Origin of the sequence: Streptomyces sp. NPDC049887 (assembly GCF_040656535.1) — a bacterium.
GTDB lineage: Bacteria > Actinomycetota > Actinomycetes > Streptomycetales > Streptomycetaceae > Streptomyces.
The window spans coordinates 12324-36413 of record NZ_JBFAMM010000040.1; the positions used below are offsets into that span (position 1 = coordinate 12324).

The 24090-nt window shown below is 73.2% G+C and carries 19 protein-coding genes; 9 read left to right on the forward strand and 10 right to left on the reverse strand.

The window, feature by feature from the left end; genetic code table 11:
- Positions 1-9: 9 nt before the first annotated feature.
- Both AB0J10_RS31270 and AB0J10_RS31275 read right to left on the reverse strand, forming a co-directional pair.
- Complete coding sequence (locus tag AB0J10_RS31270) at positions 10-288, reverse strand: DUF1049 domain-containing protein (protein WP_363066399.1); 279 nt, start codon at positions 286-288, stop codon at positions 10-12.
- A gap of 83 nt (positions 289-371) precedes the next feature.
- Positions 372-716 carry a hypothetical protein gene (locus AB0J10_RS31275; RefSeq protein WP_363066401.1) on the reverse strand — a complete coding sequence of 115 codons (345 nt, stop codon included), beginning with the start codon at positions 714-716 and terminating at the stop codon, positions 372-374.
- Between the two features lie 563 nt (positions 717-1279).
- On the opposite strand from AB0J10_RS31275, the gene AB0J10_RS31280 reads away from it, so the two are divergent.
- Together AB0J10_RS31280 and AB0J10_RS31285 are read left to right on the forward strand one after the other, a co-directional pair.
- Positions 1280-2032 carry a GntR family transcriptional regulator gene (locus tag AB0J10_RS31280; RefSeq protein WP_363066403.1) on the forward strand — a complete coding sequence of 251 codons (753 nt, stop codon included), beginning with the start codon at positions 1280-1282 and terminating at the stop codon, positions 2030-2032.
- Between the two features lie 209 nt (positions 2033-2241).
- Entirely contained in the window at positions 2242-3360 is a 1119-nt protein-coding gene (locus AB0J10_RS31285; RefSeq protein ID WP_363066405.1) for an adenosine deaminase, read from the forward strand.
- 109 nt (positions 3361-3469) lie between these two features.
- On the opposite strand, the gene AB0J10_RS31290 is transcribed toward AB0J10_RS31285, so the two are convergent.
- The 5 genes from AB0J10_RS31290 to AB0J10_RS31310 all read right to left on the reverse strand — a co-directional run bounded on the left by AB0J10_RS31290 (position 3470) and on the right by AB0J10_RS31310 (position 9576).
- The gene (locus AB0J10_RS31290) at positions 3470-4426 is read right to left on the reverse strand and encodes an LD-carboxypeptidase (protein ID WP_363066407.1); all 957 of its coding nucleotides are present in this window, start codon (positions 4424-4426) and stop codon (positions 3470-3472) included.
- A gap of 5 nt (positions 4427-4431) precedes the next feature.
- Positions 4432-6432 carry a prolyl oligopeptidase family serine peptidase gene (locus AB0J10_RS31295; protein WP_363066409.1) on the reverse strand — a complete coding sequence of 667 codons (2001 nt, stop codon included), beginning with the start codon at positions 6430-6432 and terminating at the stop codon, positions 4432-4434.
- Positions 6433-6443: 11 nt separating this feature from the next.
- A complete protein-coding gene (locus AB0J10_RS31300) occupies positions 6444-7775 on the reverse strand; it encodes a M20/M25/M40 family metallo-hydrolase (RefSeq protein ID WP_363066433.1) in 1332 nt (443 codons plus the stop codon).
- Positions 7776-7851: 76 nt separating this feature from the next.
- A complete protein-coding gene (locus tag AB0J10_RS31305) occupies positions 7852-8685 on the reverse strand; it encodes a M55 family metallopeptidase (protein ID WP_363066411.1) in 834 nt (277 codons plus the stop codon).
- Between the two features lie 159 nt (positions 8686-8844).
- Positions 8845-9576: a hypothetical protein gene (locus AB0J10_RS31310; protein WP_363066413.1), complete on the reverse strand. Its 732-nt coding sequence runs from the start codon at positions 9574-9576 to the stop codon at positions 8845-8847.
- A gap of 523 nt (positions 9577-10099) precedes the next feature.
- Between AB0J10_RS31310 and map the strand changes: the two genes are divergently transcribed.
- Entirely contained in the window at positions 10100-10867 is a 768-nt protein-coding gene (gene map, locus AB0J10_RS31315; RefSeq protein ID WP_363066415.1) for a type I methionyl aminopeptidase, read from the forward strand.
- A 123-nt stretch (positions 10868-10990) separates the two neighbouring features.
- On the opposite strand, the gene AB0J10_RS31320 is transcribed toward map, so the two are convergent.
- Together AB0J10_RS31320 and AB0J10_RS31325 are read right to left on the reverse strand one after the other, a co-directional pair.
- The gene (locus AB0J10_RS31320; RefSeq protein WP_363066417.1) at positions 10991-13417 is read right to left on the reverse strand and encodes an MFS transporter; all 2427 of its coding nucleotides are present in this window, start codon (positions 13415-13417) and stop codon (positions 10991-10993) included.
- Positions 13418-13847: 430 nt separating this feature from the next.
- Positions 13848-14291 carry an SRPBCC family protein gene (locus AB0J10_RS31325; RefSeq protein ID WP_363066419.1) on the reverse strand — a complete coding sequence of 148 codons (444 nt, stop codon included), beginning with the start codon at positions 14289-14291 and terminating at the stop codon, positions 13848-13850.
- A 135-nt stretch (positions 14292-14426) separates the two neighbouring features.
- Here AB0J10_RS31325 and AB0J10_RS31330 point away from each other — a divergent pair, with 135 nt between their 5' ends.
- The 3 genes from AB0J10_RS31330 (at position 14427) to AB0J10_RS31340 (ending at position 18015) form a co-directional block, all read left to right on the forward strand.
- Positions 14427-15488, forward strand: coding sequence for an Rv2578c family radical SAM protein (locus AB0J10_RS31330; protein WP_363066421.1), 1062 nt, complete (start codon positions 14427-14429; stop codon positions 15486-15488).
- 204 nt (positions 15489-15692) lie between these two features.
- Positions 15693-17282 carry an alpha/beta hydrolase gene (locus AB0J10_RS31335; RefSeq protein WP_363066423.1) on the forward strand — a complete coding sequence of 530 codons (1590 nt, stop codon included), beginning with the start codon at positions 15693-15695 and terminating at the stop codon, positions 17280-17282.
- 202 nt (positions 17283-17484) lie between these two features.
- Positions 17485-18015: a GNAT family N-acetyltransferase gene (locus AB0J10_RS31340; protein ID WP_363066435.1), complete on the forward strand. Its 531-nt coding sequence runs from the start codon at positions 17485-17487 to the stop codon at positions 18013-18015.
- Here the strand turns inward: AB0J10_RS31340 and AB0J10_RS31345 are convergent.
- Complete coding sequence (locus tag AB0J10_RS31345) at positions 17964-18539, reverse strand: adenylosuccinate lyase (RefSeq protein ID WP_363066425.1); 576 nt, start codon at positions 18537-18539, stop codon at positions 17964-17966. The two genes, AB0J10_RS31340 and AB0J10_RS31345, sit on opposite strands and share 52 nt — an antisense overlap.
- A gap of 920 nt (positions 18540-19459) precedes the next feature.
- Between AB0J10_RS31345 and AB0J10_RS31350 the strand changes: the two genes are divergently transcribed.
- The 3 genes from AB0J10_RS31350 to AB0J10_RS31360 form a co-directional block, all read left to right on the forward strand.
- Positions 19460-21241, forward strand: coding sequence for a 3-hydroxybutyryl-CoA dehydrogenase (locus AB0J10_RS31350; protein ID WP_363066427.1), 1782 nt, complete (start codon positions 19460-19462; stop codon positions 21239-21241).
- A gap of 274 nt (positions 21242-21515) precedes the next feature.
- Positions 21516-22364, forward strand: coding sequence for a TetR family transcriptional regulator (locus AB0J10_RS31355; protein WP_363066437.1), 849 nt, complete (start codon positions 21516-21518; stop codon positions 22362-22364).
- A 1044-nt stretch (positions 22365-23408) separates the two neighbouring features.
- Positions 23409-24090 (forward strand): alcohol dehydrogenase catalytic domain-containing protein (locus AB0J10_RS31360; RefSeq protein ID WP_363066429.1); only part of this gene is annotated, 682 nt, incomplete at its 3' end.

Consider the following 24090-nt stretch of genomic DNA (forward strand, 5'->3'; position numbering starts at 1 on the left):
GACGCCAGGCTAGCGCCGGTCATTTCTGCGGCGGCAGGAGAGGTAGGCACCACAGAGACCGCCGACGACCCATGTTCCCAGCAGGGCGAGGTACAGCGGGATCGTGACCACGGGGATCAGCAGCCTGATCTCGACCTTCTGTGTGTTCTCGAAGATGAAGACCAGGGTGAGGCCCGCGACCACCAGGGCGGCGATCCTTCCGGGGGTGAGTCTGCCGCGAAGGCCCTCACCGCCGTGCCCGCCGCCCCTGCTGCCCCTGGTCCCGGTCGTCGCGTCCTTCCGGCTCATGGGACCAGGATGGACGGATCCCGGTCCCGTGGGGCGCACGGAGTGGGCCGTACGGGTGAACGGTCGGCACGCGGGCAGGGTCGTCAGTGGTGGGGCACCGGCAGGGGCCGCTCTTCGAACCGCTCGCCCCCCGCCGCACCCTCCGGTTCCGGGCGCCGGATCAGCGGGGCGGTGACCGCGCCGACGGCGAGGAGGGCGAGGGCGACGAGCACGACGCTTCGACAACCCGCCTCCGTGACCCCGTTCGCTGGCTTCCCGCGGTGATCGCGGCGGAGGCGAGGGCAGACGCCGAGCCAGTCCCCGATCGCGAAGCAGGCGCCGTCACGGCCGGAGAGGAAGCCGGGCCGGTCCTCGGGAGTGCTGGTGACGGCGAGACCGTCGAGGCCGGTGAGCATGAGACCGCCGCACGTCACCCCGAGCGCGGCCATCAGGAAGAGCGGCCATCAGGAAGAACAGAGTCCTGGAGAGGGCCGCGGCGGCCGTCGTGGCGCCGTCGATGACGTCCGGGAGGGGCGGGACCGAGCATCGCGGCGTCGATCCGGTGGCCGAGCACGGCCGGCACCGTGGCCGCCGGGGTGGCGCGGCGGCCCGCCGGCCGAGTCGGGCCCGGATCGCGTCCGGCCGGGCGTGGATGACATGTCGGCCCCTCTGCCTTGAACGCCGGTGTTCGAGATCCACCGATGTGTTCACCGAGGCCACGGCTGCCGGTTCCGGGCCGCCCGAACGAGGCCCCGGCAGAGGTTGTCTGACAAGTACGGAACAGGTACGGATACCACCGGAACGGGTTTGGATTCCATGCGCGTAGCACGCCGAGGCCCGCTGACTGTGAACTACGGTGGGCGGCAGCATGCGAGGTGTGCCACGACCACGGCACACCAGGCGAAACCGGGCCGGTCCGGCGGCACCCGCCGGACGGCACCCGTCATGGACCGGGCGGCGACGGGACACGCAGCCCGGGTGTGCAGCCTGACAAGTGAGCCGAGGAGGGGCCGTGGCAGTCAGCGGACAGCAGCGGAGGCCGGTCGTCGTCCTGTACGAGCGGATCGCGGACGCCATCCACGAGGGAACCTACCCGCCGGGGTGCACCCTGCCGTCCGAGCCGCGGCTCGCCGCCGAACTGGGCGTCAGCCGGCCCGCCCTGCGCGAGGCCCTCCTGCTCCTCCAGGAGGACGGCCTGCTGACGGTACGGCGCGGAGTGGGCAGGACGGTCAACGACAGCCCGCCGCGCCGCGGCTTCGAGCACGTCCGGCCGCTGGAGGAGCAGCTCTCGGCGGGCACGTCGCCCCTGCGGGTCAGGGCGCTGCTGCGCACGGTCGAGGAGCCGACCGACTTCACCACCCAGCACCTGCTCGCCCCCGCCCGGGCCGAGCTGCGGTTCTGGGAGTCGCTGCTGTCGGGCGAGGGCAGTGCGGCGGCGCTCAGTCAGGAGTGGGCGGCGGCCGACGACGTCCTGGAGCGGGCGCATCCGGCGTTCGCGCAGGCCCTCGACACCGCGGGGGACGACACCGGAACGTCGATGCTCGCGGTGCTGACCGGGGCCTCCCGGGGAGTGCCGCTGACCGCGCACTCGGGCGTCACCGCGACGCTCCTCGGCCGACGCCGGGGGGCTCAGCTGAACCGCCCGGCCGACACTCCCGCCGTACTGGTCACCCAGGTCGTACGGTCCGCCGACGTCCCGATCCTGGCCGCCAAGCACATGCTGCCGACGGGCGCCCCGGCGCTCCCGGTCCTCCAGTCGAACTGACGGCGGCCGGCCGGCCACCATGGCCCCCGGCTTCCCGGGCCGCCCACGACCGGCGGGGGGCCGCACGGCAGGCCGGACTTCCCCGACCCGGGCGGCGAGCGCGAGGCCGGACGGACGGGGCGACGAGCACGGGGTGCGGACGGACGGACGCGGCGGCGAGCACGGGGGGCGGACGCACCCGGCCGCGGCGTGGCGTACACTCCCGCTGCATGCACTTGTCTGACAACTCCGCCGCAGAGTCCCCCGCCGCCCCCGGCCCGGTCGCCGACTGGATCCGCCGCGCGCCCAAGGCCGTTCTCCACGACCACCTGGACGGCGGTCTGCGCCCCGCCACGATCATCGAGCTGGCCGAGGAGTGCGGCTACGGCGATCTCCCCACCGATGACCCCGACGCACTCGCCGTCTGGTTCCGCGACGCCGCGGACTCGGGTTCGCTGGAGCGCTACCTGGAGACCTTCGCCCACACCTGCGCGGTGATGCAGACCCGCGACGCCCTCTTCCGGGTCGCCGCGGAGTGCGCCGAGGACCTGGCGGCGGACGGCGTCGTGTACGCCGAGGTGCGCTACGCCCCCGAGCAGCACCAGATGCGGGGACTGAGCCTCGACGAGGTCGTGGACGCCGTCAACGAGGGGCTCCGTGAGGGCGAGCGGCGGGCGGGCGGCCGTATCACCGTCCGGGCCCTGCTCACCGGCATGCGGCACACCCGGCGCTCGCTGGAGATAGCCGAGCTGACGGTCTCCCACCGGAACCGTGGTGTCGCCGGCTTCGACATAGCGGGCGGTGAGATCGGCAATCCGCCGGCGAACCACCTGGCTGCGTTCCAGCACCTGAAGCGGCACAACTGCCACTTCACCATCCACGCCGGCGAGGCCGTCGGCGCGGAGTCCATCCACGAGGCGGTCCAGGTCTGCGGTGCCGAGCGCATCGGCCACGGTGTGCGGATCACCGACGACATCCAGGTCCACGACGACGGCACGGCGACGCTCGGCCACCTCGCCGCCTACGTCCGCGACAACCGGATCGCGCTGGAGGTCTGCCCGACGTCGAATCTGCAGACAGGTGCCGCGAAGGACTACGCGACGCATCCCATCGACCTGCTGCGCCGTCTGGGCTTCCGGGTGACGCTGAACACCGACAACCGTCTGGTCTCCGGCACCACCATGAGCCGCGAGTTCCAGCACATGGCCGACGCCTTCGGCTACGGTCCCGAGGTCTTCGAGCGGTTCACCGTCGCTGCCGTCGAGTCCGCCTTCCTGCCCCTCCCCGAGCGTCGCCGCATCATCGACGAGGTGATCCGGCCGGGTTACTCGGCACTCGGCCGACCGTGACGCGCCCTCGGTGCGCCCCCGGTCCGGGCGGTGTCCGCGCGTCCGTCACGGCGGCCGCGCGGACACCGGGCGTGCCGCTACCCCGGTTCCGGCGCGGCCGCCTCCGGCGTCAGCGCAGCGCCGGAACCTCCAGGGTCAGCGTCCCCGCGTCGGCGTCGAGTACGGCCGGCAAGCCGAGGGGCACGGTGAGGTTGCCCGGGCAGTGCCCGAAACCCAGCTCCTCGACGACGGGTACACCGAGTCCGGACAGCCGGTCCAGCAGGACCGCCCGGACCTCCTCGTAGGGCCCGCAGTCCTCCCAGGAACCGAGGGCGACACCCGCCACCGCGTCCAGCCAGCCGGAGCGCAGCAGCTGGGTGAGGACCCGGTCCAGGCGATACGCCTCCTCCCCCACGTCCTCGATCAGCAGCAGACCGCCGCGTGCCGAGGGCCGTGCGTGCGGGGTGCCGAGATCGGCTGCCAGCAGACTGACGCAGCCACCGAGGGTGATGCCGCCCGCGCGCCCCGGGACGAGCGCACCGCCGCCCTTGCCCGGTCCGAGGGTCATCACCGACTCGGGCTCGAACAGCGTGGCGCGCAGCGACTCCTGGCTGGCGGTGTCCTTGAGGAAGTTCGCCGTGGCCGGCATGGGGCCGTGCAGGGTGGACAGCCCGGCACGGACCGCGAAGGCCTCGTGGAGGGCGGTCACGTCGCTGTAGCCGACGAAGACCTTCGGCGCGGCCGCGCGTATCGCGGCCCAGTCGACGAGGTCCACCATGCGCTGTGCGCCGTAGCCGCCGCGAGCGCAGACAACGGCCGAGACCGCCGGATCGCACCAGGCCTGCTCCAGGTCCCGGGCTCGGTCCTCGTCCCTGCCCGCGAGATGTCCGAGATCCCGGCTCCCGTCGAGGACATGGGGCATGACGACCGGGTCCAGGTCCCAGGCGCGCAGGATGTCCAGGCCGGCTTCGAGAGAGTCCGCAGGGACGGGACCGCTGGTGGCGACGACGGCGACCCGGGCCCCGGGGGTGAGGCGAGGGGGCCGGATGAGGGCGGTCGGGCCCGCCGTGCCGGAGTGCTGGTGCATGACGTTCACTTCTTCAGTTCGAGCGGGGGGACGTCGGTGCGCCGGATGCCGAAGGTCTGGGCGTACAGCGAGAGTTCGGCCTCCAGAGCACGGATCATGGTCTCCGCGCGGCGGAAGCCATGGCTCTCTCCTTCGAAGGCGATGTAGGCGTGCGGTATCCCGCGCCCCGCCGTCTGGGCGAGGAAGCGCTCGCTCTGGACGGGCGGGCAGATCGGGTCGTCCAGCCCCTGGAGCAGCAGGAAGGGCACGGAGATCCGGTCGACGTGCTCGATCGGCGACCGCTCCCGGTAGCGACCGGGGACCTCGCTGAGCGGACCGACCAGGGACTCCAGGTACCGCGACTCGAAGTCGTGGGTCTCGTCGGTGGCCCAGCCCATCAGATCCAGGATCGGATAGATGATCGTGCCGCAGGCGTACACGTCCGTGCTGGTGAGCGATGCCGCGGTGGTCCAGCCTCCGGCGCTGCCTCCGCGGATGGCGAGCCGGGCCGGGTCTGCGGTGCCCTCCGAGGCGAGGGTCTCGGCGACCGCGGCGCAGTCCTCCACGTCGACGACGCCCCACTGCTCGCGCAGCCGGTTGCGGTACTCACGGCCGTATCCGGTGGAGCCGCCGTAGTTGACCTCGGCGACGCCGATGCCGCGCGAGGTGAAGTAGGCGACCTCCAGGTCGAGGACGAGCGGCGCGTGTCCGGTCGGTCCACCGTGTGCCCAGACCACGAACGGGGGCAGTTCATCGTCGGGGGCGACCCGGTCCGGGTTGTGGGGCGGGTAGATGTGCGCGTGGATCTCGCGGTTGTCCGGCCCGGTGAAGGTGCGGATCTGGGGTTCGGGGTAGTAGGCGGGGTCCACGGCGTCGGCGTGGGCCGCGCCGATGACACGGGTCCGGCCGGTACGGGTGTCGAGTTCCACGACCTCGTAGCCGGTGCGGGGGCTGGCCGCCACGCCGACGACCCTGGTGCCGTGCGCCGCGAGCGTCGGGGCCCACTCCGTCCAGGGTCCCGCCGCGTCGACCAGTTCACCGCTCTCCGGGTCGAGTATTCCGAGGGCCGTGGACCCCTTGCCGTGGACGACCGCGATCAGTCCGCTGTCGAGCGGCTGGAACCACTGCAGGCCGATCTTCCACAGCGGGCCGCCGAACTCCTCGCCCCGGCCCTCGCACAGCCCAGTCGCGGTGGGCTCGGCGCAGGTGAGGGCGTCCGGCCGGATACGGCGCAGCTCCCACCAGTTGCCCGGGTCGGAGACGAGGAGCAGCGAACCGTCCGGGGCCCAGTCGACCTGGGCGACCGACTCGTCGGGGCCACCGGCGACGCAGCGCACCGCGGTGAACGGTCCCGTGCCGGAGACCTCCCCGACCATGGCCTCGGTGCCGTCCCACGGCATGCGCGGATGGTCCCAGGCGAGCCACGCGACCCGGCTCCCGTCCGGGGACAGCCGGGGGCCGGTCACGAACCGGTGCCGGTCGTCGGTCAGTTCTCGCACGCCGGCACGGTCCTCGGCCGCGGAACCGTCCAGCGGCACGGCCGCGAGGACGCGCCGCACGTCGGTGGGGGCGTCGCCGGTGAACTCCTCCAGCACGCACCAGACCTCGCCCCGGTCCAGCAGTACCACCGGGTCGACCCAGCGCAGTCCGCCTCCGGTCCCGGACACCGGGGTGAGCGGCCGCGGCTCACCACCGCCATCCGGTTCGAACACGTACATCCGCTGGTCCGGGTGGTGGACGAAGACGACGAGCGGACCGTCGCCGGGCCGGGCGGCGGCGGCCCAGGGCCGGCCGCCGTACTCGATGACCCGGCTGCGCACGTTCCACGGGGCGGACAGGACGGACTCCTCGGTGCCGCCCGCTCTGCGGCGCATCAGTGCTCGGCGCCCGCCCTCGGCGGGGCGCGGCGCGGTCCACCACACCTCCTCCCCGACGACGCCGACGAATTCGGGACGGCCGTCGTGCGTGGCCGCGAGCGCGGCGTCGATCGGTGACGGCCAGGTGCCGTAGGCCCCCGTGGGTACCATGCCAACTCCCCCTATGCGGACTTCAGATAGTGGTCGAGGACGCGGACGCCGAAGTGGAGGGCCTCGACGGGGACCCGTTCGTCGACTCCGTGGAACATCGCCGCGTAGTCGTAGCCCTCGGGCAGCTTCAGCGGTGAGAAGCCGTAGCCGGTGATGCCGAGGCGCGAGAACTGCTTGGCGTCGGTCCCGCCGGACATGCAGAACGGGACGACGTGCCCCTCGGGGTCGAAGCACTCGATCGCCGCACGCAGCTTGGCGAAGGTCGGGGAGTCGACGGGCGCCTGCAGGGCGACCTCCCGGTGGTGGAACTCCCAGTCGACGTCGGGCCCGGTGAGCCGGTCGAGGGTCTCCCGGAACTCCTCCTCGCCACCGGGCACCATCCGCCCGTCGACGAAGGCGTTTGCGTGGCCGGGGATCACATTGACCTTGTAACCGGCGTCCAGCATCGTCGGGTTGCTGCTGTTGCGCACGACGGGTTCGACCAGCGCGGCGGCGCGGCCGAGCTTGGCCAGCAGGGCGTCCACGTCGAAGTCCGGCGCGTCGAGGTCGGCGGGGACGCCCTGCAGGGCCGCCAGCTCCGACAGGGCCGCGCGCACGGTCGGGGTGAGCCGGACCGGCCACTCGTACGCTCCGATCCTGCCGATCGCCGCGGCCAGCCGTGTGACGGCGTTGGAGCGGTTGACCTTGGATCCGTGGCCCGCCCTGCCGTGGGCGGTCAGCTTCAGCCAGGCGGTGCCGCGCTCACCGGCGCCGACCGGGTACAGCGCCATTCCGGGGCCGGCGTGGAAGGTGAAGGCCCCGGATTCGCTGATGCCTTCCGTGCAGCCGTCGAAGAGCCCGGCGTGCCGGTCGGCGAGGAAGCCGGCCCCGTCCTCCGCACTGGCCTCCTCGTCGGCCGTGTAGGCGATGACGATGTCCCGACGCGGCCGGATGCCCGCGCGGTGCCAGGCCCGCACGACGGACAGCACCATCGCGTCCATGTTCTTCATGTCGACCGCGCCGCGCCCCCAGACGACGCCGTCGTCTACCTCGCCGGAGAACGGGTGGATGCTCCAGTCGGCGGGCTCGGCCGGGACCACGTCGAGATGCCCGTGGACGAGGAGGGCGTCGGCGGAGGGGTCGGTGCCCTCGATCCTGGCGACCACGTTCGTACGGCCGGGAGTGCGCTCCAGCATGACGGGCTCCAGGCCGGCGGCGGCGAGCCGCTCCGCCACGTACTCCGCGGCGGGGCGCTCACGGCAGTCGCCGCCGCCGCGGTTGGTGGTGTCGATGCGGATGAGCTCGGACGTGAAGGTCACCACCTCGTCGAGGGCGGCTTCGTCGACGGGTGCGGCCGTTGTCATGTCGTGGGACCTGTCCCTGTGCGATGTGTCGGACGGTGCGGTGGGCTCGGTGGTCTGGGTGGGGCGGGGTGTCACGTCAGCCATACTGCTCCTCCACCGCGGCGGAGACGATCGTCGTGACGGCCTTGAACGCGCGAATGGCCTCGTACATGGTCTCGCTGGTGTAGACGGCGCGGCGCTCGCCGCTGCGGGCCGTGCCCGGCACGACGGTGGCGGCCGCGGCGAGGTGCTCCGCGTCGAACTCCAGCTCCACGGTGAACGGTCCGCCCCGGACCGGCTCGTGGCGGACTGCGAGGGCGGTGGCCTCCTTGGCGGCGGCTCGGATGTCGGCGGCCGTGCGCGTGGGCGTGCGGCACACCGCCGCGTACCGCGAGACATGGTCCTTGACCGCGACCTTGCGGGCCTCCGGGGCATATCCCAGGGCGTCCTCGCAGGTCAGGTCGTCGCCGGTGACGAGGATCACCGGGACCCCGTACTCCGCGACCACGTGCGCGTTGAGCAGGCCCTCGCTCGCCCGGGTGCCGTTCAGCCACACGCCTGTGATCGAGTTCGCCAGATAGGTGTGCGCGAGGACGCCCTCGGCTCCGGCGCCCGTGTGATAGCCGACGAAGGCGATGCCGTCCACGTCGCCGTGTTGCACGCCCTCCACCATGGACAGCGACTTGTGCCGCCCCGTCAGCAGTTCGGCACGGTCGTCCAGGCGCTCCAGCAGCAGGTTCCGCATGCTCCAGTGTGCTTCGTTGATGAGCACCTCATCGGCGCCGCCGTCGAGGAAGCCGAGCACCGCCGCGTTCACGTCCGAGGTGAAGAGGGACCGGCAGCGCTCCCACTGGGGCGTACCCGGCAGCACGTCGGCCGGCCACGTGACACCGGTGGCGCCCTCCATGTCGGCACTGATCAGGATCTTCATGCCAGGAACCGTACGCGGCCCCCGCCGCACCGACCACCCCTGTGGACAACTCCCGCCGGGTCAGACCGGCGACCTCACTCGTTCTGGCCTCCGACCAGCCCTTTCGCCCTCAGCCCGGTCGGCTCGGCCCGCGTCGTCGAACCTTCCCCGGGAGGGCACTCACCCGGCACCGCCGGGCACGAAGGACCGGCACCTGGGCACCCCCCGGTCCGGCGGCGCCGGCATCCGGTCGGGACGTTCGAACTCGATGACGGGGCACCCCAGTTCCCGCACCCGGCCGACGATCCCGCCGGGGTCCCCGACGCCCGTGCCGGGGAGGATCGCGGCGAGCCGGCGGACCAGACCGCCGGCGTCGGGGAGTTCGGTGCGCAGGGCGAACCCGGGCGCGACGCGCTCCCCGCCGGGCACGCCGCCGGAGCCGAACCGCCCGGCGTCCGCCGCCAGGACGAGCAGCCGCTCCGGCCCCGGGTCCGGGAGCGGGTACGCCCACCACACCACGTCGATCCGCTCCTCCCGGGGCCGGCCTCCGCCCGCGCCGAGCCGGGCGCGCCCAGCCGCCGGATAGAAGGCGGGCGTCCCGGTCGGGTCGCCGGGTGCGGTACGGCGACCGCCGCGGCCCTCCGGCCGGGACGGCGAGGACACAGGGGACCCCGAGGATCCCGGGGACGGCGAGGACACAGGGGCGCCGGCCGCCGCCAGGGCGCCGGTGACGGGCAGCAGGTCCGCGGCGGGCCGGCCGACGGCCGCCGCCTCGTCGTGGCCGAACAGCGCCCGCGCGTCCTCGGACCAGTGCGAGACATGGCCGGCGCCGTCGACGAGGACCACGGCCAGGCCCGCCGGGCCGACCGCCACCGACCGCCGCCGCAGGGCCGGCGGAACGCCACCGTCCATGACTGACAGGCTCCTTCCCGGACGCGGGATCCACGACAAGTGACTCAACAGTAGGCCCCTGCGAGCACGGCTCGCCGGTCATCGCGCGAATCGGCCGGGTACCGGCGCACAACGAGCCGGGACGGCGCGATCCGCACGTCCGCCCCAACCGGCCCCGCCCCGCCGGCGCGGGGCCCGGACCTGCGCCGTTTCCGGACGCGCGAGCGGTGCCGGGCCCCGAAGGACTGCTGACATCCCGCCACTTCCGGCCCCGGGCCCGAGCCGTCGGCTCGTGGAGCCCTTCGAGGGTCGACGCGGGAGTGCACACCGGGTCGCGCCGGGAGGGTCGGGTCCGCGGCGCTTCGGAGGACGCCCCGCCGGTGGCTGCCGCACCGACCGCGCCACGGCCGCCCCGGCCCGCCGGAGCAGGGTCCCGAAGCGCTTTCCGTGCCAACGCCCCCTCGGGCCGGAGGGAACCCCCACCACATCCGTGATACTAATACCGGTATAAATATTGGGCAGCTCGCGGCAGGGAGTCAGGCAGATGGTGGAGATCAAGACCGACACGGCACTGGACGCGATGAGAGAAGCCGGACGCGTCGTGGCCCGCGCGCTCGCGGCCGCCCGTGACGCGGCCGCCGTGGGTGTGCGTCTGCGCGAACTCGACGAAGCCGCCCGCGCCGTTCTCGGCGAGGCCGGTGCACGTTCCCCGTTCCTGGGCTACCAGCCCTCCTTCGCCCCGACCCCGTTCCCCGCCGTGATCTGCGCATCCGTCAACGACGTCGTCTCGCACGGCATCCCCGGCGAGCGCCGCCTGCGCGACGGCGACCTCGTCAGCATCGACTGCGGAGCCGAACTCGACGGCTGGACCGGTGACGCCGCGATCAGCTTCACCGTCGGCACCGCTCGCCCCGCCGACGTCGAACTCGTCGCCGCCACCCGGCACGCCCTGGACGCCGGCATCGCCGCCGCCACGGTCGGCCACCGGATCGGGGACATCTCCCACGCCATCAGCACGGTCGCCCGCAACGCCGGCTGCGGCATACCGGCCGGCTTCGGCGGCCACGGCATCGGCCGCCGGATGCACGAAGACCCCCACGTCCCCAACCACGGACGACCCGGCCGCGGCTTCCCCCTGCGCCACGGCCTCGCCCTCGCCATCGAACCCATGCTCACGGCCGGAGGACGCGACGCCTGCCGCACCGACCCCGACGGATGGACGCTGCGCACGATCGACGGCAGCCGAGCCGCCCACTTCGAACACACCGTCGCCGTCACCGAGGACGGCCCCCGCATCCTCACCCTGCCCTGACCCCGGACCCCTCACGCGCCCTCAGGATCGACTCCGGGCGTTCGAAGGAACGCCACGACGCCGCACCACGGCACGGCCGTTCCCCTCCGACGGCTCCGGCCGCAGTGGACCGGCCGACTCCGGTCAGGAGTACGGGTCCTCGTGCCCCAGCTGGAGTTCGCGCTCCGTGCGCCCCCCGGCCGCGACCCGTAGCACCGTCGCCACGGGGGGATAGCCGGCGGCGATGACGGTGTACTCGCCGGACGACAGGTCGACGAAGCGGAAGCTCCCCTCGGGGCCCGTGGTCAGCGTGTCGACGACGTTCCCCGCCGCGTCGAGCAGGGTCACCCGCGCGTCCTCCACGGGCCGCCCCCCGCCCGCGCGCACCGTGCCGCGCAGGACCGCGCCGCCGGCGAGTTCGATGTCCTGGCGGGTCTCCCGAGACGCCTGCACGCTCACGGGCAGCGCGGCCGGGCGGAAGGCCGGAGCGCTCGCCGCGACGGTGTACTCCCCCGCCACCAGTTCGCCGATCACATAGCCGCCCTCGCGGCCGCTGCGGGTGGACGCGACGACCTCACCGCGTACATCGGTCAATGTCACCGCGGCGTCGCGCACGGGGCTTCCGTCGGCGGTGACCACGCTTCCGGCCAGCCGGCCGGCGCCGCCGAGGACGACGTCCAGGTCGACCGGCCGCTCGCCGACGGTGACGGACACGGCCTGCGGCTGGTGCCCGCCGGCCGCGGCGATGAGGACGTACGAGCCGGATCCGGGGACGCTGAGGGCGTACCGTCCGTCCTCGCCGCTCGCCCCGCGTCCGATCTGCCGGCCCCGGACGTCGATGAGGGTGAGCGCGGCGCGGGGCACCGTGCTGCCGTCGTGGTGCTGGACCGTGCCGCAGACGGGTACTCCCGCGCTGGGGGCCGCCGGCGCGGGTGCCGGGGCGGAGGGCGCCGTGCGGGCGTGGGGCACGGACGTGGGTTCGGCGGCCGTGGGGGCGTTGTGGGTCACCAACGGTTTCTCCTTGAGGAAGAAGGCGAGGATCAGACCGAGGACGAGCACCGGCACGAGGTAGAGGAAGATCCGCGGCATCGCGTCGGCGTACGCCTGGATGTAGCCGTCCCTCAGGGCGGGCGGCATCGCGTGCACGAGCTGCGGGGTGACGGCCTCTGCCTCGGGCATGTCCTCGGGGGTCGTGGGGATGCGGCCGGCGAGGGCGTCGGCGAGCCGCTCGGCGAAGAGGGTGCCGAAGACGGCTGCGCCGACGCTGCCGCCGATCTGGCGGAAGTAGTTGCTGGCGCTGGTGGCGGTGCCGAGGTCGGCGGGCGGCACGGAGTTCTGCACCGCAAGCACCAGCACCGGCAGCACCAGGCCCACACCGATGCCGAGGACCGCCTGCCACACCGAGTACGTGAACCGGGAGGTGTCGGTGTCCAGCCCCGACAGCAGCCACATGCCGACGGCCGCGAGGGCGGTACCGGCCACCGGATGGGACTTGTAGTGACCGGTGCGGCTGATGAGGTGGCCCGACACGATCGAGGCGACGACGATGCCGCCCATCATGGGCAGCATCAGCAGCCCGGACTCGGTGGCCCCGGCACCGTCGACCATCTGCAGGAACGTGGGCAGATAGCCGGCCGCGGCGAAGAGGGCGACGCCGACCACGGCTCCCACGAGACCGGTGACGTTGAAGACCGAGTCGCGGAACAGCCGAAGGGGGATCACGGGTTCGGGCGCGTGGTGCTCGACGGCGAGGAAAAGCAGGGTCGTTCCGGCGGCACCCGCGGCCAGCGCGAGGACGACGCCTGAGTCCCAGGCGTACTCGGTGCCTCCCCAACTGGTCAACAGGACGAGACAGGTGGACGCCGCGGCCAGCAGCAGGGCACCGAGGACATCGAAACGGCCCCTCGCCGGTGGCTTGGGGAGCTTCAGCACGAAGGCGACCACGGCGAGGGTGACCAGGCCGAACGGAACGTTGAAGTAGAAGCACCAGCGCCAGGACAGGTGATCGGTGAAGAAGCCTCCGAGCAGCGGCCCGGCGACCGAGGCGAGCCCGAAGGCGGCGCCGATGAGACCCATGAACCGGCCCCGTTCCCTGGCCGGGACGATGTCGGCGATGATCGTCTGGACTCCGATGATCAGTCCGCCGGCGCCGATGCCCTGGACGGCCCGGAAGGCGATGAGTTCGTCCATCGTCCGGGACCAGCCCGCGAGGGCGGAACCGGCGACGAACACGACGATGGCGAACTGGAAGACGCCCTTGCGGCCGTAGAGGTCACCGAGCTTTCCGTAGACCGGCAGTCCGATGGTGGCGGTGAGCAGATAGGCGGTGATCGCCCAGGACATGCGGTCCAGACCCCGGAGTTCGCCCACGATCTTCGGCAGCGCAGTGGCGACGATCATCTGCTCCAGGGCCGCGAGCAGCAGCGCGAGCATCAGACCGCAGAACACGAGCCGGACCCGCCGGGGGCTGAGCGCGGCCGCGTCGCCGTCGGCGGCGGGGGGTGCGGGGGGTCCGGGACGACCGGCCGTCCCCGCGGTCGGCCCGTCCTTCACCAGAGTGGTCCCGCCCACGTGCTGCTCCCCTCGTCGCGGCTGCGCGGCGCCATTCTCCGCATTGCACGCCAAGACGGATCAAGCCGGACGGTTGCGTCGGGAAGGGGGCGCAGGGTGGGCGGACGGGGACCCCGGGGGCGCACAACGGTCGCTCATCAGGCGCTTTTCAGTGCACCAAGTGCGCCGGAGGGCCCACGGAGCCAAGAGGAGAACCACTCGAAACGGTGACCCTGACGGGGGCGCGGCGGAAGGGAGTTCACCTCCGGACCGGGCGAAGCACCCTCCCGGTCGGGTGAAGTACCCTCCCGGTCCGCTCCCTTGGGGGCAGGGACGTCGCCCGAGCGGCGCCGCCCCTTCACCCCGAGGGATCACCGCCCGAAGGGATCAGCCCTCAAGAGGACCAGCAGCCAAGAGCGCCAGCACTCGGGGCGAGCGGTGTTCGAGACGCTCACTTCTCGACTTCGGCGGCGAGGTTCGCGAGCACCTCGTCGTAGATCCGGGCGAGGCCCTTCGGCGCGAAGGTGCGCTCGAAGAATCCGCCGATGCCACCCGCGCCGTTCCAGACGGTGGTGACCACGACCCGCGAGCGACCCTCGCCGGCGGGCGTCACGGTCCAGGTGGTGACCATCGAGGAGTTGCGGTCCTTCTCGACGAGCTGACCGTCGGTCGGTTCGGTCACCTCGAGGAGGCAGTCACGGACGCGCTTGCTGGTGGCCTGGAGCTTCCAGTGCACGAGGGTGCCCTCGCCGTCGCCGCCCTCGCGCACCTGGTACTCGCTGAAGTGCCCGGGCAGGAGCTTCGCGCGGGTGTCCTTGTAGTCGGCCAGCGCGTCGAACACGGCCTCCGCGCCCCCCGCGACGATCCGTTCCGTCGTGGCCTCGACCTGCGCCATCGCTTCTCCTTCAGCACTCGTTCCCTGCAGTGCCACCAAGCCAACCACCTCCGTCCCGGCCGCCCAAATTCGGGGTTGCGGCGATCAAGGGAACACATGTTCTATTCTGTGGTCAGTGCTACCGAGGAGGCGCCCATGCGCTGGGACAATCTCGCCGAGAACGGCCGGAACGCCACGGACCCCGACGGTTCGCCCCTGCCCGGGAGCACCGCGCTCTTCGGTACGGACGCCGTGACCACCCGGACCTTCGACACACCGGAGTTCCGGGGGATGACCTTCCACGAGGTGCGGGCCCGCTCGGTCCTGAACCGGGTGCCCGGAGCCTCCCGGATGCCGTTCGAATGGACGGTGAACCCCTACCGCGGCTGCACCCACGCCTGCGTGTACTGCTTCGCCCGCAAGACCCACAGCTATCTGGACCTCGACACCGGGCACGGATTCGACAGCCAGATCGTCGTCAAGATCAACGCCCCGGAGGTGCTGCGCAGGCAGCTGGCCTCCCGGCGCTGGCAGGGCGCGCACGTCGCCATGGGCACCAATGTCGACTGCTACCAGCGCGCGGAGGGGCGCTACCGGCTGATGCCCGGCATCATCGGCGCCCTGCGCGACTACGCCAACCCCTTCTCGATCCTCACCAAGGGCACGCTGATCCTGCGCGACCTGGATCTGCTCCGCCAGGCGGCGGACGTGACCGACGTCGGCATCTCCGTGTCGGTCGGCTTCACCGACCGCGAGCTGTGGCGGTCCGTCGAGCCGGGCACACCGGCACCGGAGCGGCGGCTCGACGTGGTCCGGAAGCTCGCGGACCACGGCATCGGCTGCGCGGTGCTGATGGCACCGGTGATCCCCTTCCTCGGCGACCACCCGGACCAGTTGCGCGCGACCGTACGGGCGGTCGCCTCGGCCGGGGCGACGTCCGTGACCCCGCTGGTGCTGCATCTGCGGCCCGGCGCGCGCGAGTGGTTCACGGCCTGGCTGGCCCGGGAGCACCCGCACCTGGTGCGCCGCTACGAACGGCTCTACGCGGAGGGCGCCTACGCCCCCAGGTGGTACCAACGGCGTATCACCCGTCATGTGCACGAACTGGCCACGGAATTCGGCATCGGACCGGCGCGGCGGGACGCGCCGAGGCGCGTTCCGACCCCGGCGGAGCCCTCCCTCGCCGAACCCGCGGTCACCCAGCTCAGCCTGCTCTGACCGCCGTCCGGGACCTGGGCAGCCGCTCGGGTGGGCCGCCGGCCGCGGCGTGCCGACCCGACGACGGCCCAGTCCCCCTCGGAGCCGAACAGGAACTCACCAAACGGGTCTTTTCCCAAAAGAACATGCCTCACCGGTGGATATCGGGGAAATCTGCCCCGGGGCTCTGCCGCCCGGGCGCGCCCCGCCATCCCGGGAGGACATGTGAACAGACGGGCAGGAGTGCTGGTCGCCATGGGGGCGACGGTGGCCGGACTGGTGACCGGTGCGCCGTCCGCCGCGACCGCGGGCCCCGTGGCCCCGCACGGTGCGGCGCTGAAGTGGGCCGGCTGCGCGACCGAGCAGCACCCGCGGCTCGAATGCGCCTCGCTCCAGGTGCCGCTGGACCACGACGACCCGCAGGGCACGAAGATCACGCTCGCGCTGTCGCGGATCCGGCACACGGCGAAGACCTTCCAGGGGCCGCTGCTGGTCAACCCGGGCGGCCCGGGCGCCTCCGGGCTGAAGACCGCCGGGTTCGTCGCCGCCTCGCTGCCCGCCGGGCTGGCGGCGCAGTACGACGTGATCGGCTTCGACCCCCGCGGTGTGGGCAGGTCGCGTCCGGCGCTCGACTGCCGTCCCGGGCACTTCGCGCCGGTCCGCCCCGACTCGCTGCCGCTGGACCGGAAGGCCGAGCTGGCGAACCTCTCCAGGGCCCGCTCCTTCGCCCTGGGCTGTGCGACCCGGCACGCCGAACTGCTGCCCCATATGAGCACGGTCAGCATGGCGAAGGACCTCGACCTCGTCCGGCAGGCCCTGGGGGCCGCGAGGATCAACTATCTCGGGTACTCCTACGGCACCTACCTCGGAGCCGTGTACGCCAAGCACTTCCCCGGGCGCGTGCGACGCGCGGTGCTCGACTCCGTGGTCGCCCCCGACAGGGTCTGGTACCGCGCCAACCTGGCCCAGAACCCGGGATTCGACGCGCGCCACAAGGCGTTCACCGCCTGGGTGGCGAAGCACCACACGACGTACCGGCTCGGCAGCGACCCGGCACGGGTGGAGGCCGCCTGGTACGCGATGCGCGCCTCCCTCGCCAAGTCGCCCGTGGGGGGCGAGATCGGCCCGGCCGAACTCGAGGACACCTTCCTGCCGGGCGGCTACTACAACGGCTTCTGGCCGTACCTCGCGGACGCGTTCGCGGCATTCGCCCGCGGCCGGGACACCAGGCCGCTGCTGGAGGTGTACCGGACCTTCGCCGCGGTCGACAAGGAGGGCGAGAACGCCTACTCCGTCTACGCGGCGGTGCAGTGCAGGGACGCCGCCTGGCCCAGGAACTGGGGCACGTGGCGCCTGGACAACCGGGCGGCCCACGCCAAGGCCCCGCTCTCCACCTGGAACAACGCCTGGTACAACGCCCCGTGTCTGTTCTGGCCCGTCGCGCCGCTCGACCGGACGGACGTCACCAACGACAAGGTGCCGCCGGTGCTGATCCTCCAGGCCACGGACGACGCGGCGACCCCGTACGAGGGGGCCGTCACCGTCCACCGCGCACTGCGGGGCTCCCGGCTCGTCGTCGAGCGGGGCGGCGGCAACCACGCCACCTCGCTGAGCGGGAACGCCTGCATGGACCGCCATGTGACGGACTATCTGGCCACCGGGAAGCTCCCCCCGGCCGCGGCCACGGGCGAGGCGGACGCCTTCTGCGCGACGGGCGAGGAGCCGAAGCCGCTGAAGCCGGGGGTGCGCACGGGCGTGCCGGATGCCGACAGGGCCGGTGCCGCGCTGCACCGGCTCCTCGGTCACCGCAACTGACGTACCGGTCCGGTGCGGCGCCGCCCGGTTCTCCGTCGGCGGCGCCGGGTCACCGGGCCGGGCGCCGGCGGAAACCCGGCGGCGCGAGGTCGGTGGTGTGCGCCAGGATGAGGCCGTGGACACACACCGCACACCTCTCCGCGCCACCGGTCACGGGAGCGCCGCGGGCCCGGTGGGCCACCCGGACGTCCTCGTCAGGGAGATGTCGGAAGCCGACTGCGAGGCGGTCGCCGCCGTCCGGGTCGGCGGCTGGCGGCACGCCTACGCCGGGCTGATGCCGCGGTCCTACCTCGACGCCATGGACGAGGCGGAGGACGCCGGGCGGCACCGGGCCCGCCTGGCCGCCGCCGAGGCCTCCGGCGTGGTGCACCTGGTCGCGGAGTACGACGGCGAGGTGGCCGGCTGGGGGTGCTGCGGGCCGTACCGCGACCAGGGCGCGACGACCGGCGACGGCGAGGTGTACGCGCTCTACGTCCGGCCGGACCGGATCGGCACGGGCGTGGGCCGGGCGCTGCTGGACGCGCTGACTGCCCGGGCCGAGTCGGACGGCAGGCCGGCGCTGCTGCTGTGGGTGCTCCGGGAGAACCGGCGGGCGCGCCGCTTCTACGAGAAGGCGGGATTCCGGGCCGACGGGGCGGAGGAGCCGTTCGAAGTGGACGGTGTCGCCGTGCCCGAGGTGCGTTACCGCAGGCGGCTGAGGGCCGCCGCGGCGGCGGCGGACAGGCGGGGGTGAGCCAGCGCGGACTCCAGGACCGGGCGGGCGCGCTCGTCGGCGAGTGCGCCGAGCCCTTCCACACAGGCGAGGGCGACGCGCCAGTGCGGGTCGCCGGGGGCGAGTCTCCGGCCGAGGGTGGTGATGAGCGCCGGGGCGGACTCGGGTGCGCGCAGGGCGGTGAGGAGCCGTACGGGGACGAGGGCGTAGGCGACGCGCAGTTCGTTGGTCGCGAGGGCGGCGGCGGCCGCCGCGGTACGGGGGTCGCCGAGCCTGCTCAGAGCGTGGGAGGCGGAGAGGCAGCGCTCCGGATCACGGTGGTTGAGCAGCAGCACGAGCGGTTCGAAGGATCGGCGGTCACCGGCGCAGCCGAGCCGGAAGGCGGCTATCTCCCGTGCCCACAGCGGCAGCCGGTTCTGGGTCAGCACGGTGGCCAGTGCGTCGGGGTCCGCGATCGCGGTCAGTCGCCTGTGCAGTTCGTCGTCCGCCGGCCCGGTCAACTCGCGGCGTGTGCGGCGGGCCAGATCCTCGAGATCCGCGTCCATGCGAGCAGCCTAGGGGCTCCCCGTGATCACCGGTGAACCAGCGCCCGGCGTCGGATGCGGTGCGTCGCAAGGCGGAGGGTCGTCCTCGTACTGGGTGGGTTCGGGCGATCAACGCTGCGAGGTGCCGTGGCCGGCGTCGTGCGCCCGCCGGGAATCACGGGACAGCCCCTGGGGTGCGCGCCCGGGCCCGGTGGGGCTCTTCGCGGACGGCCTCCGGCCGGACGCGGCCGCGCGATCGGTCCGGTCCCGCCGGGGAGTGCCGGCCCGGCCGCGGACCCGCTCAGCCACGCGCCGGCGCGACCCCTTCGCCGCGCCGGTGGCGCGCGTGGTTCGGGTGCGCTCACCCGCGCGCGACGTGGCTCCGCCGTCACCCGGCCCGGCCGTGGGCCCGCCCCCCTGCCCACGCCGCGACCCGCGCGCCGGGTCCCACGGACGCCCGGCACCCCGCCGGCACCCCCGCGCCCCCGCAGGGTCGGCACAGCGCGCCGGGCACAGCACCCGCGCCCCGGAAGCCCCGGCCCCGGCCCCGGCCCCGGCCCCGGCCCCGGCCAACCATCGGACGAGGTCCGTCGTTCCGCCCCGGCGCGGTTCGTCCGTGGCGGCGCAGATCACATCCGCGCAGGGGTGGCGCGCTCGTTACCCGCGAGTTAATCTCATGTGAGCGGGCAACACCCGCTCTGCTCTCGGCGGCCTGGTGACGCAGCCGCTCGGGGGTGACTCCCGGGCCCACGGCCGGGGAGAGCCAGTCGGTTCGGCAGTTCAGTACGGCGTGACTCCGGGACAGGGTCCGTCGCCATCTTCATCGCGACACGCACTCTGCGCGTGCCGCGCGCCCCTCCGGTCCGCCGACGCGGACCGCCCTCGGCGCCCTGCGGCACGTACGCCCTCCCTCAGTCGTCACTCACTCCTGGAGTCCCGTGATGGACACCCCTCTCTCCACCATTGCCGTCGTCGGTCTCGGCACCATGGGCACCGGTATCGCCGAGGTGCTCGCCCGGGCCGGGCGTGAGGTCATCGGCATCGACGTCAGCGAGACCGCCGCGCGGCACGCCGTCACCGCCCTGGAAGCGTCCACCGCACGCGCCGTGCAGCGCGAGCGCCTCACCGAGGAGGAGCGGCGGAACGTCCTGGCCCGATTCCGTACCTTCTCCGACCTCCAGGCGGCGGCCGAGGCCGACCTGGTGATCGAGGTCGTGCCCGAGTCGTACGAGCTGAAGCAGCAGGTCTTCCGGGAGCTCGACGCAGTCGTCCGCCCCGGGACGATCCTCGCCACCGGCACCAACGCGCTGTCCGTGACCCGGCTCGCCGCCGACTCGGCGCACCCCGAGCGGGTTCTCGGCATGCACTTCTTCAACCCGGCCCCCGCGATGCGCCTGGTGGAGGTGGTCTCCTCGGTGCTGACCGCCCCGCAGGCGGTGGAGGCCGTCACCGCGCTCGCCCGCGACCTCGGCAAGGAGCCGGTCGCCGTCGGAGACCGCCCCGGATTCGTCGCGGACGGTCTGCTCTTCGGCTACCTCAACCAGGCCGCCGCCATGTACGAGGCGAAGTACGCCTCCCGTGAGGACATCGACGCCGCGATGAAGCTCGGCTGCGGGCTGCCGATGGGGCCGCTGGCGCTGCTCGACCTGATCGGTATCGACACGGCCCGCACCGTCCTCGAGGCCATGTACGCCGAGTCCCACGACCGGCTGCACGCTCCCGCGCCGATCCTGAAGCAGCTCAGCGAGGCGGGGCTGACCGGCCGCAAGTCGGGCCGCGGCTTCTACACCTACGAGGCCCCGGACAGCGGCACGGTCGTCCACGACGCCCTGACCCCGCTGGAGACCGCCCGGTCGGCCGGCGGCCGCCCGGTGAGCTCGGTCGGTGTGGCCGGTTCCGGCACGATGGCCAGCGGAATCGCGGAGGTGTTCGCGAAGGCCGGCTACGACGTGGTCCTCGCCGCCCGTAGCCAGGAGAAGGCGGAGACGGCCAAGTCACGTATCGCCAAGTCCCTTTCGCGCTCTGTCGACAAGGGGAGGCTGACCGCCGAGGCCCGGGACGAGACGCTGGCGCGGATCACTCCGGCCGCGTCGCTGGACGCCTTCGCCGAGGTCGATCTGGCGCTGGAGGCCGTCGCGGAGGACCTGGAGATCAAGCAGCAGCTGTTCGCGACGCTCGACAAGGTCTGCAAGCCGGGCGCCATCCTCGCCACCACGACGTCCTCCCTGCCCGTCGTGGCCTGCGCCCGCGCCACCTCGCGGCCCCAGGACGTCATCGGGATGCACTTCTTCAATCCGGCCCCCGCGATGAAGCTCGTCGAGGTGGTCCGTACGGTTCTGACCTCGGACGACGTCCACGCCACGGTCCGCGGGGTGACGGCGCGGATCAGGAAGCACCCCGTCGACTGCGGTGACCGCGCCGGCTTCATCGTGAACGCCCTGCTGTTCCCGTACCTGAACAACGCGATCAAGATGGTGGAGGAGCACTACGCGACCCTCGACGACATCGACGCGGCGATGAAGCTCGGCGGCGGGTACCCGATGGGGCCGTTCGAACTGCTCGACGTGGTCGGTCTCGACGTCTCCCTCGCCATCGAGAAGGTGCTGCACCGGGAGTTCCGCGACCCGGGTCTGGCCCCGGCGCCGCTGCTCGAGCACCTCGTGGCCGCGGGCTGCCTCGGCCGCAAGACGGGCCGCGGCTTCCGCGAATATGCCCGGCGCTGATTCCGGCCGCGCGAACGGAGCAGACGGCCGATCGCGGGGAGCGCAGGTCGACGAGCGGATCGGAGGCCGAGCCCGGCAGGGCGGAGGAGGAGAGCCCCGGGAGCCCCTCCCCTGCCCGAAGGGCCATGGGGAAGGCGCTGCCCGCGTGGACGACGCAGCCGGGCGGCAGCCATCGGCCCGCGACGCCGCCGACCCCGGCGTCGGCCGCCCGGCCTGGGGCGGGCTGCTGGACGGAGCGGGCGGCCCGCCCCTGGAGGCGCAGCCCCCTGCACAGATGCAGTACGTTCAGGGCATGTCCCAGCCCGCTGACGCCCACCGACGCACCGTCCGGAACTCCCCCGCGCCCACGACGTCCGACGCCCCCGAGAGCGCCGCGGGCAGCCGCGCCGCCGCCCAGCGGCTCAAGATGCGCCGGGAGTTGGCGGCGGCCGCGATGGAGTTGTTCGCGACCAAGGGGTACGAGGCGACGACCGTCGACGAGATCGCCGCGGCGGCCGGGGTCGCCCGGCGCACCTTCTTCCGGCACTTCCGCTCCAAGGAAGAGGCGATCTTCCCCGACCACGACGACACGCTCGTGCGGGCCGAGGCCGTGCTGAACGCCGCTCCGGCCCATGAGCACCCGCTCGACACGGTGTGCCGGGGCATCAAGGAAGTCATGAAGATGTACGCGGCATCCCCGGCGGTGTCCGTCGAGCGGTACCGGCTGACCCGCGAGGTGCCGACGCTGCGGGAGCGGGAGATCGCCTCGGTGGCCCGCTACGAGCGGCTCTTCACCCGCTATCTGCTGGGCCACTTCGACGAGCGCGACCACCACGACGGCAACGACGACCCGCTGCTCGCCGAGGTCGCGGCCTCCGCGGTGGTCACCGCCCACAACCATGTGCTCAGGCGCTGGCTGAGGGCGGGCGGCCAGGGTGATGTGGAGGCTCAGCTCGACCACGCCTTCGCCATCGTCCGCGAGACGTTCGGCTCCGGTATCGGTGCGGGCCGATCCGGGGCGGAACGCGCCCCCGCCGCCGCGCAGGTGCGGACGGGCGACGAGGTACTGGTCGCGGTGGCCCGCACGGACGCCCCGCTGCCCGAGGTGATGCGCACGATCGAGGAAGCGCTGCGCCGCCGCTGACGGCATCGCGCCGGGCGGCCCGGCCGCCGGGCGGCCCGGCCGGGCCGTTGCGCTCCCGGGCGCGGGGTTCCCCCGGCTCCGGGAAGTCAAGCCCCCTCGCGTCGGCCGGCCCCCGCCCGCCGGACGGGGACGTCGAACCCGGCTCGGGCACCCGACCACGAGCCGGACACCGCGCACCCGGCTCGGGCACCCGGCCACAAACCGGACACCGCGCACCCGACCACGAGCCGGACACCGCGCACCCGGGCGGGAGCCGGGCACGGCTGGGCATGCTCGCACCGGGCGGGAGCCGGGTCGCGGCGCGCCGGCCGCGCGGGGCCCGCGGGCGCCGAACCGGCCGGAGGCCGGCCGGCCGGGCGGCGGCGGTACGCGGGGCGGGACTCACCGGCCCGCTCGCCCCACACGAACACGAACACGAACACGAGGACGACTGCGAGCGCGAGTTCCGCGGTCCGGCGGTGCCCGGGCCGCCCCCGGGGCGGCGGAGCCCCCGCGGGCGGCCCGGACGGCCACCCGCGCCGGGCAGGCCCCGCGGTGGTCGCCGGGGTCCGGCCGGAAGCCCGGGCACGACACCGAGGCCAGGGGCGCGTCCATGACATAGACCACATGGCGATCACCGAGTGGACACACGCGAGCACTCCACGCAAGCGCGGCCGCCGCCCAGATGGACGTTTGCGCAGGTCAGCCCCCAAAATCGATCGATCATCGCTCATGTGTGACACGGAGATTGCATGTGAGTGAAATTGCTGGCACGCAGTGTCTTGCGGGCTGGCACGGCGTGCCATACGTTGAAGTTGTCCGGGCGGCCGGCGTGCAGAGAACTCCCCGTACGCCGGCTGTCCCCGCAAGCCCCCCGGCTCGCGCGCCCGGACGCCTGCGTCACAGGCAACCTCCCGCGCACACCAGCGCTGCCGGCACCACCCGCCGAACCGACGGCACACCTCCACAGAAGCAGCACTCCCCGACGTTCCCCTCAGCGCTCTCGTCCGCGAGACGCCTCCCCCGCCCCCGGGCCGGGGAGACACCATTCGCCGGAGGCACACCGTGAAGGAAATCCTGGACGCGATTCAGTCGCCGGACTCCACGTCCGCCGACTTCGCCGCACTGCCGCTCCCCGAGTCGTACCGGGCGGTCACCGTGCACAAGGACGAGACCGAGATGTTCGCGGGACTCACCACGCGCGAGAAGGACCCGCGCAAGTCCCTGCACCTCGACGAGGTCCCGGTCCCCGAGCTCGGACCCGGTGAGGCCCTGGTGGCCGTGATGGCCAGCTCGGTGAACTACAACTCCGTGTGGACCTCGATCTTCGAGCCCCTGTCGACGTTCGGCTTCCTGGAGCGCTACGGCCGGCTGTCGGAGCTGACCAAGCGCCACGACCTCCCGTACCACATCATCGGCTCCGACCTCGCCGGCGTCGTCCTGCGCACCGGCCCGGGCGTCAACGCCTGGAACCCCGGCGACGAGGTCGTCGCGCACTGCCTCTCCGTCGAGCTGGAGTCCTCGGACGGCCACAACGACACGATGCTCGACCCCGAGCAGCGGATCTGGGGCTTCGAGACCAACTTCGGCGGGCTGGCCGAGATCGCGCTGGTGAAGTCGAACCAGCTGATGCCGAAGCCCAAGCACCTCAGCTGGGAGGAGGCCGCCGCGCCGGGGCTGGTCAACTCCACCGCCTACCGTCAGCTCGTCTCGCGCAACGGCGCGGGCATGAAGCAGGGTGACAACG

Coding starts and splice junctions, on each gene's coding strand:
- AB0J10_RS31310 (WP_363066413.1), bottom strand. CDS start 9,576: ATGGACGGTGGCGTTCCGCCGGCCCTGCGGCGGCGGTCGGTGGCGGTC.
- AB0J10_RS31355 (WP_363066437.1), top strand. CDS start 21,516: ATGCAGTACGTTCAGGGCATGTCCCAGCCCGCTGACGCCCACCGACGC.
- AB0J10_RS31330 (WP_363066421.1), top strand. CDS start 14,427: ATGCGCTGGGACAATCTCGCCGAGAACGGCCGGAACGCCACGGACCCC.
- AB0J10_RS31345 (WP_363066425.1), bottom strand. CDS start 18,539: ATGGACGCGGATCTCGAGGATCTGGCCCGCCGCACACGCCGCGAGTTG.
- AB0J10_RS31350 (WP_363066427.1), top strand. CDS start 19,460: ATGGACACCCCTCTCTCCACCATTGCCGTCGTCGGTCTCGGCACCATG.
- AB0J10_RS31325 (WP_363066419.1), bottom strand. CDS start 14,291: ATGGCGCAGGTCGAGGCCACGACGGAACGGATCGTCGCGGGGGGCGCG.
- AB0J10_RS31300 (WP_363066433.1), bottom strand. CDS start 7,775: ATGACAACGGCCGCACCCGTCGACGAAGCCGCCCTCGACGAGGTGGTG.
- AB0J10_RS31295 (WP_363066409.1), bottom strand. CDS start 6,432: ATGGTACCCACGGGGGCCTACGGCACCTGGCCGTCACCGATCGACGCC.
- AB0J10_RS31305 (WP_363066411.1), bottom strand. CDS start 8,685: ATGAAGATCCTGATCAGTGCCGACATGGAGGGCGCCACCGGTGTCACG.
- map (WP_363066415.1), top strand. CDS start 10,100: ATGGTGGAGATCAAGACCGACACGGCACTGGACGCGATGAGAGAAGCC.
- AB0J10_RS31275 (WP_363066401.1), bottom strand. CDS start 716: ATGGCCGCGCTCGGGGTGACGTGCGGCGGTCTCATGCTCACCGGCCTC.
- AB0J10_RS31285 (WP_363066405.1), top strand. CDS start 2,242: ATGCACTTGTCTGACAACTCCGCCGCAGAGTCCCCCGCCGCCCCCGGC.
- AB0J10_RS31340 (WP_363066435.1), top strand. CDS start 17,485: ATGTCGGAAGCCGACTGCGAGGCGGTCGCCGCCGTCCGGGTCGGCGGC.
- AB0J10_RS31270 (WP_363066399.1), bottom strand. CDS start 288: ATGAGCCGGAAGGACGCGACGACCGGGACCAGGGGCAGCAGGGGCGGC.
- AB0J10_RS31290 (WP_363066407.1), bottom strand. CDS start 4,426: ATGCACCAGCACTCCGGCACGGCGGGCCCGACCGCCCTCATCCGGCCC.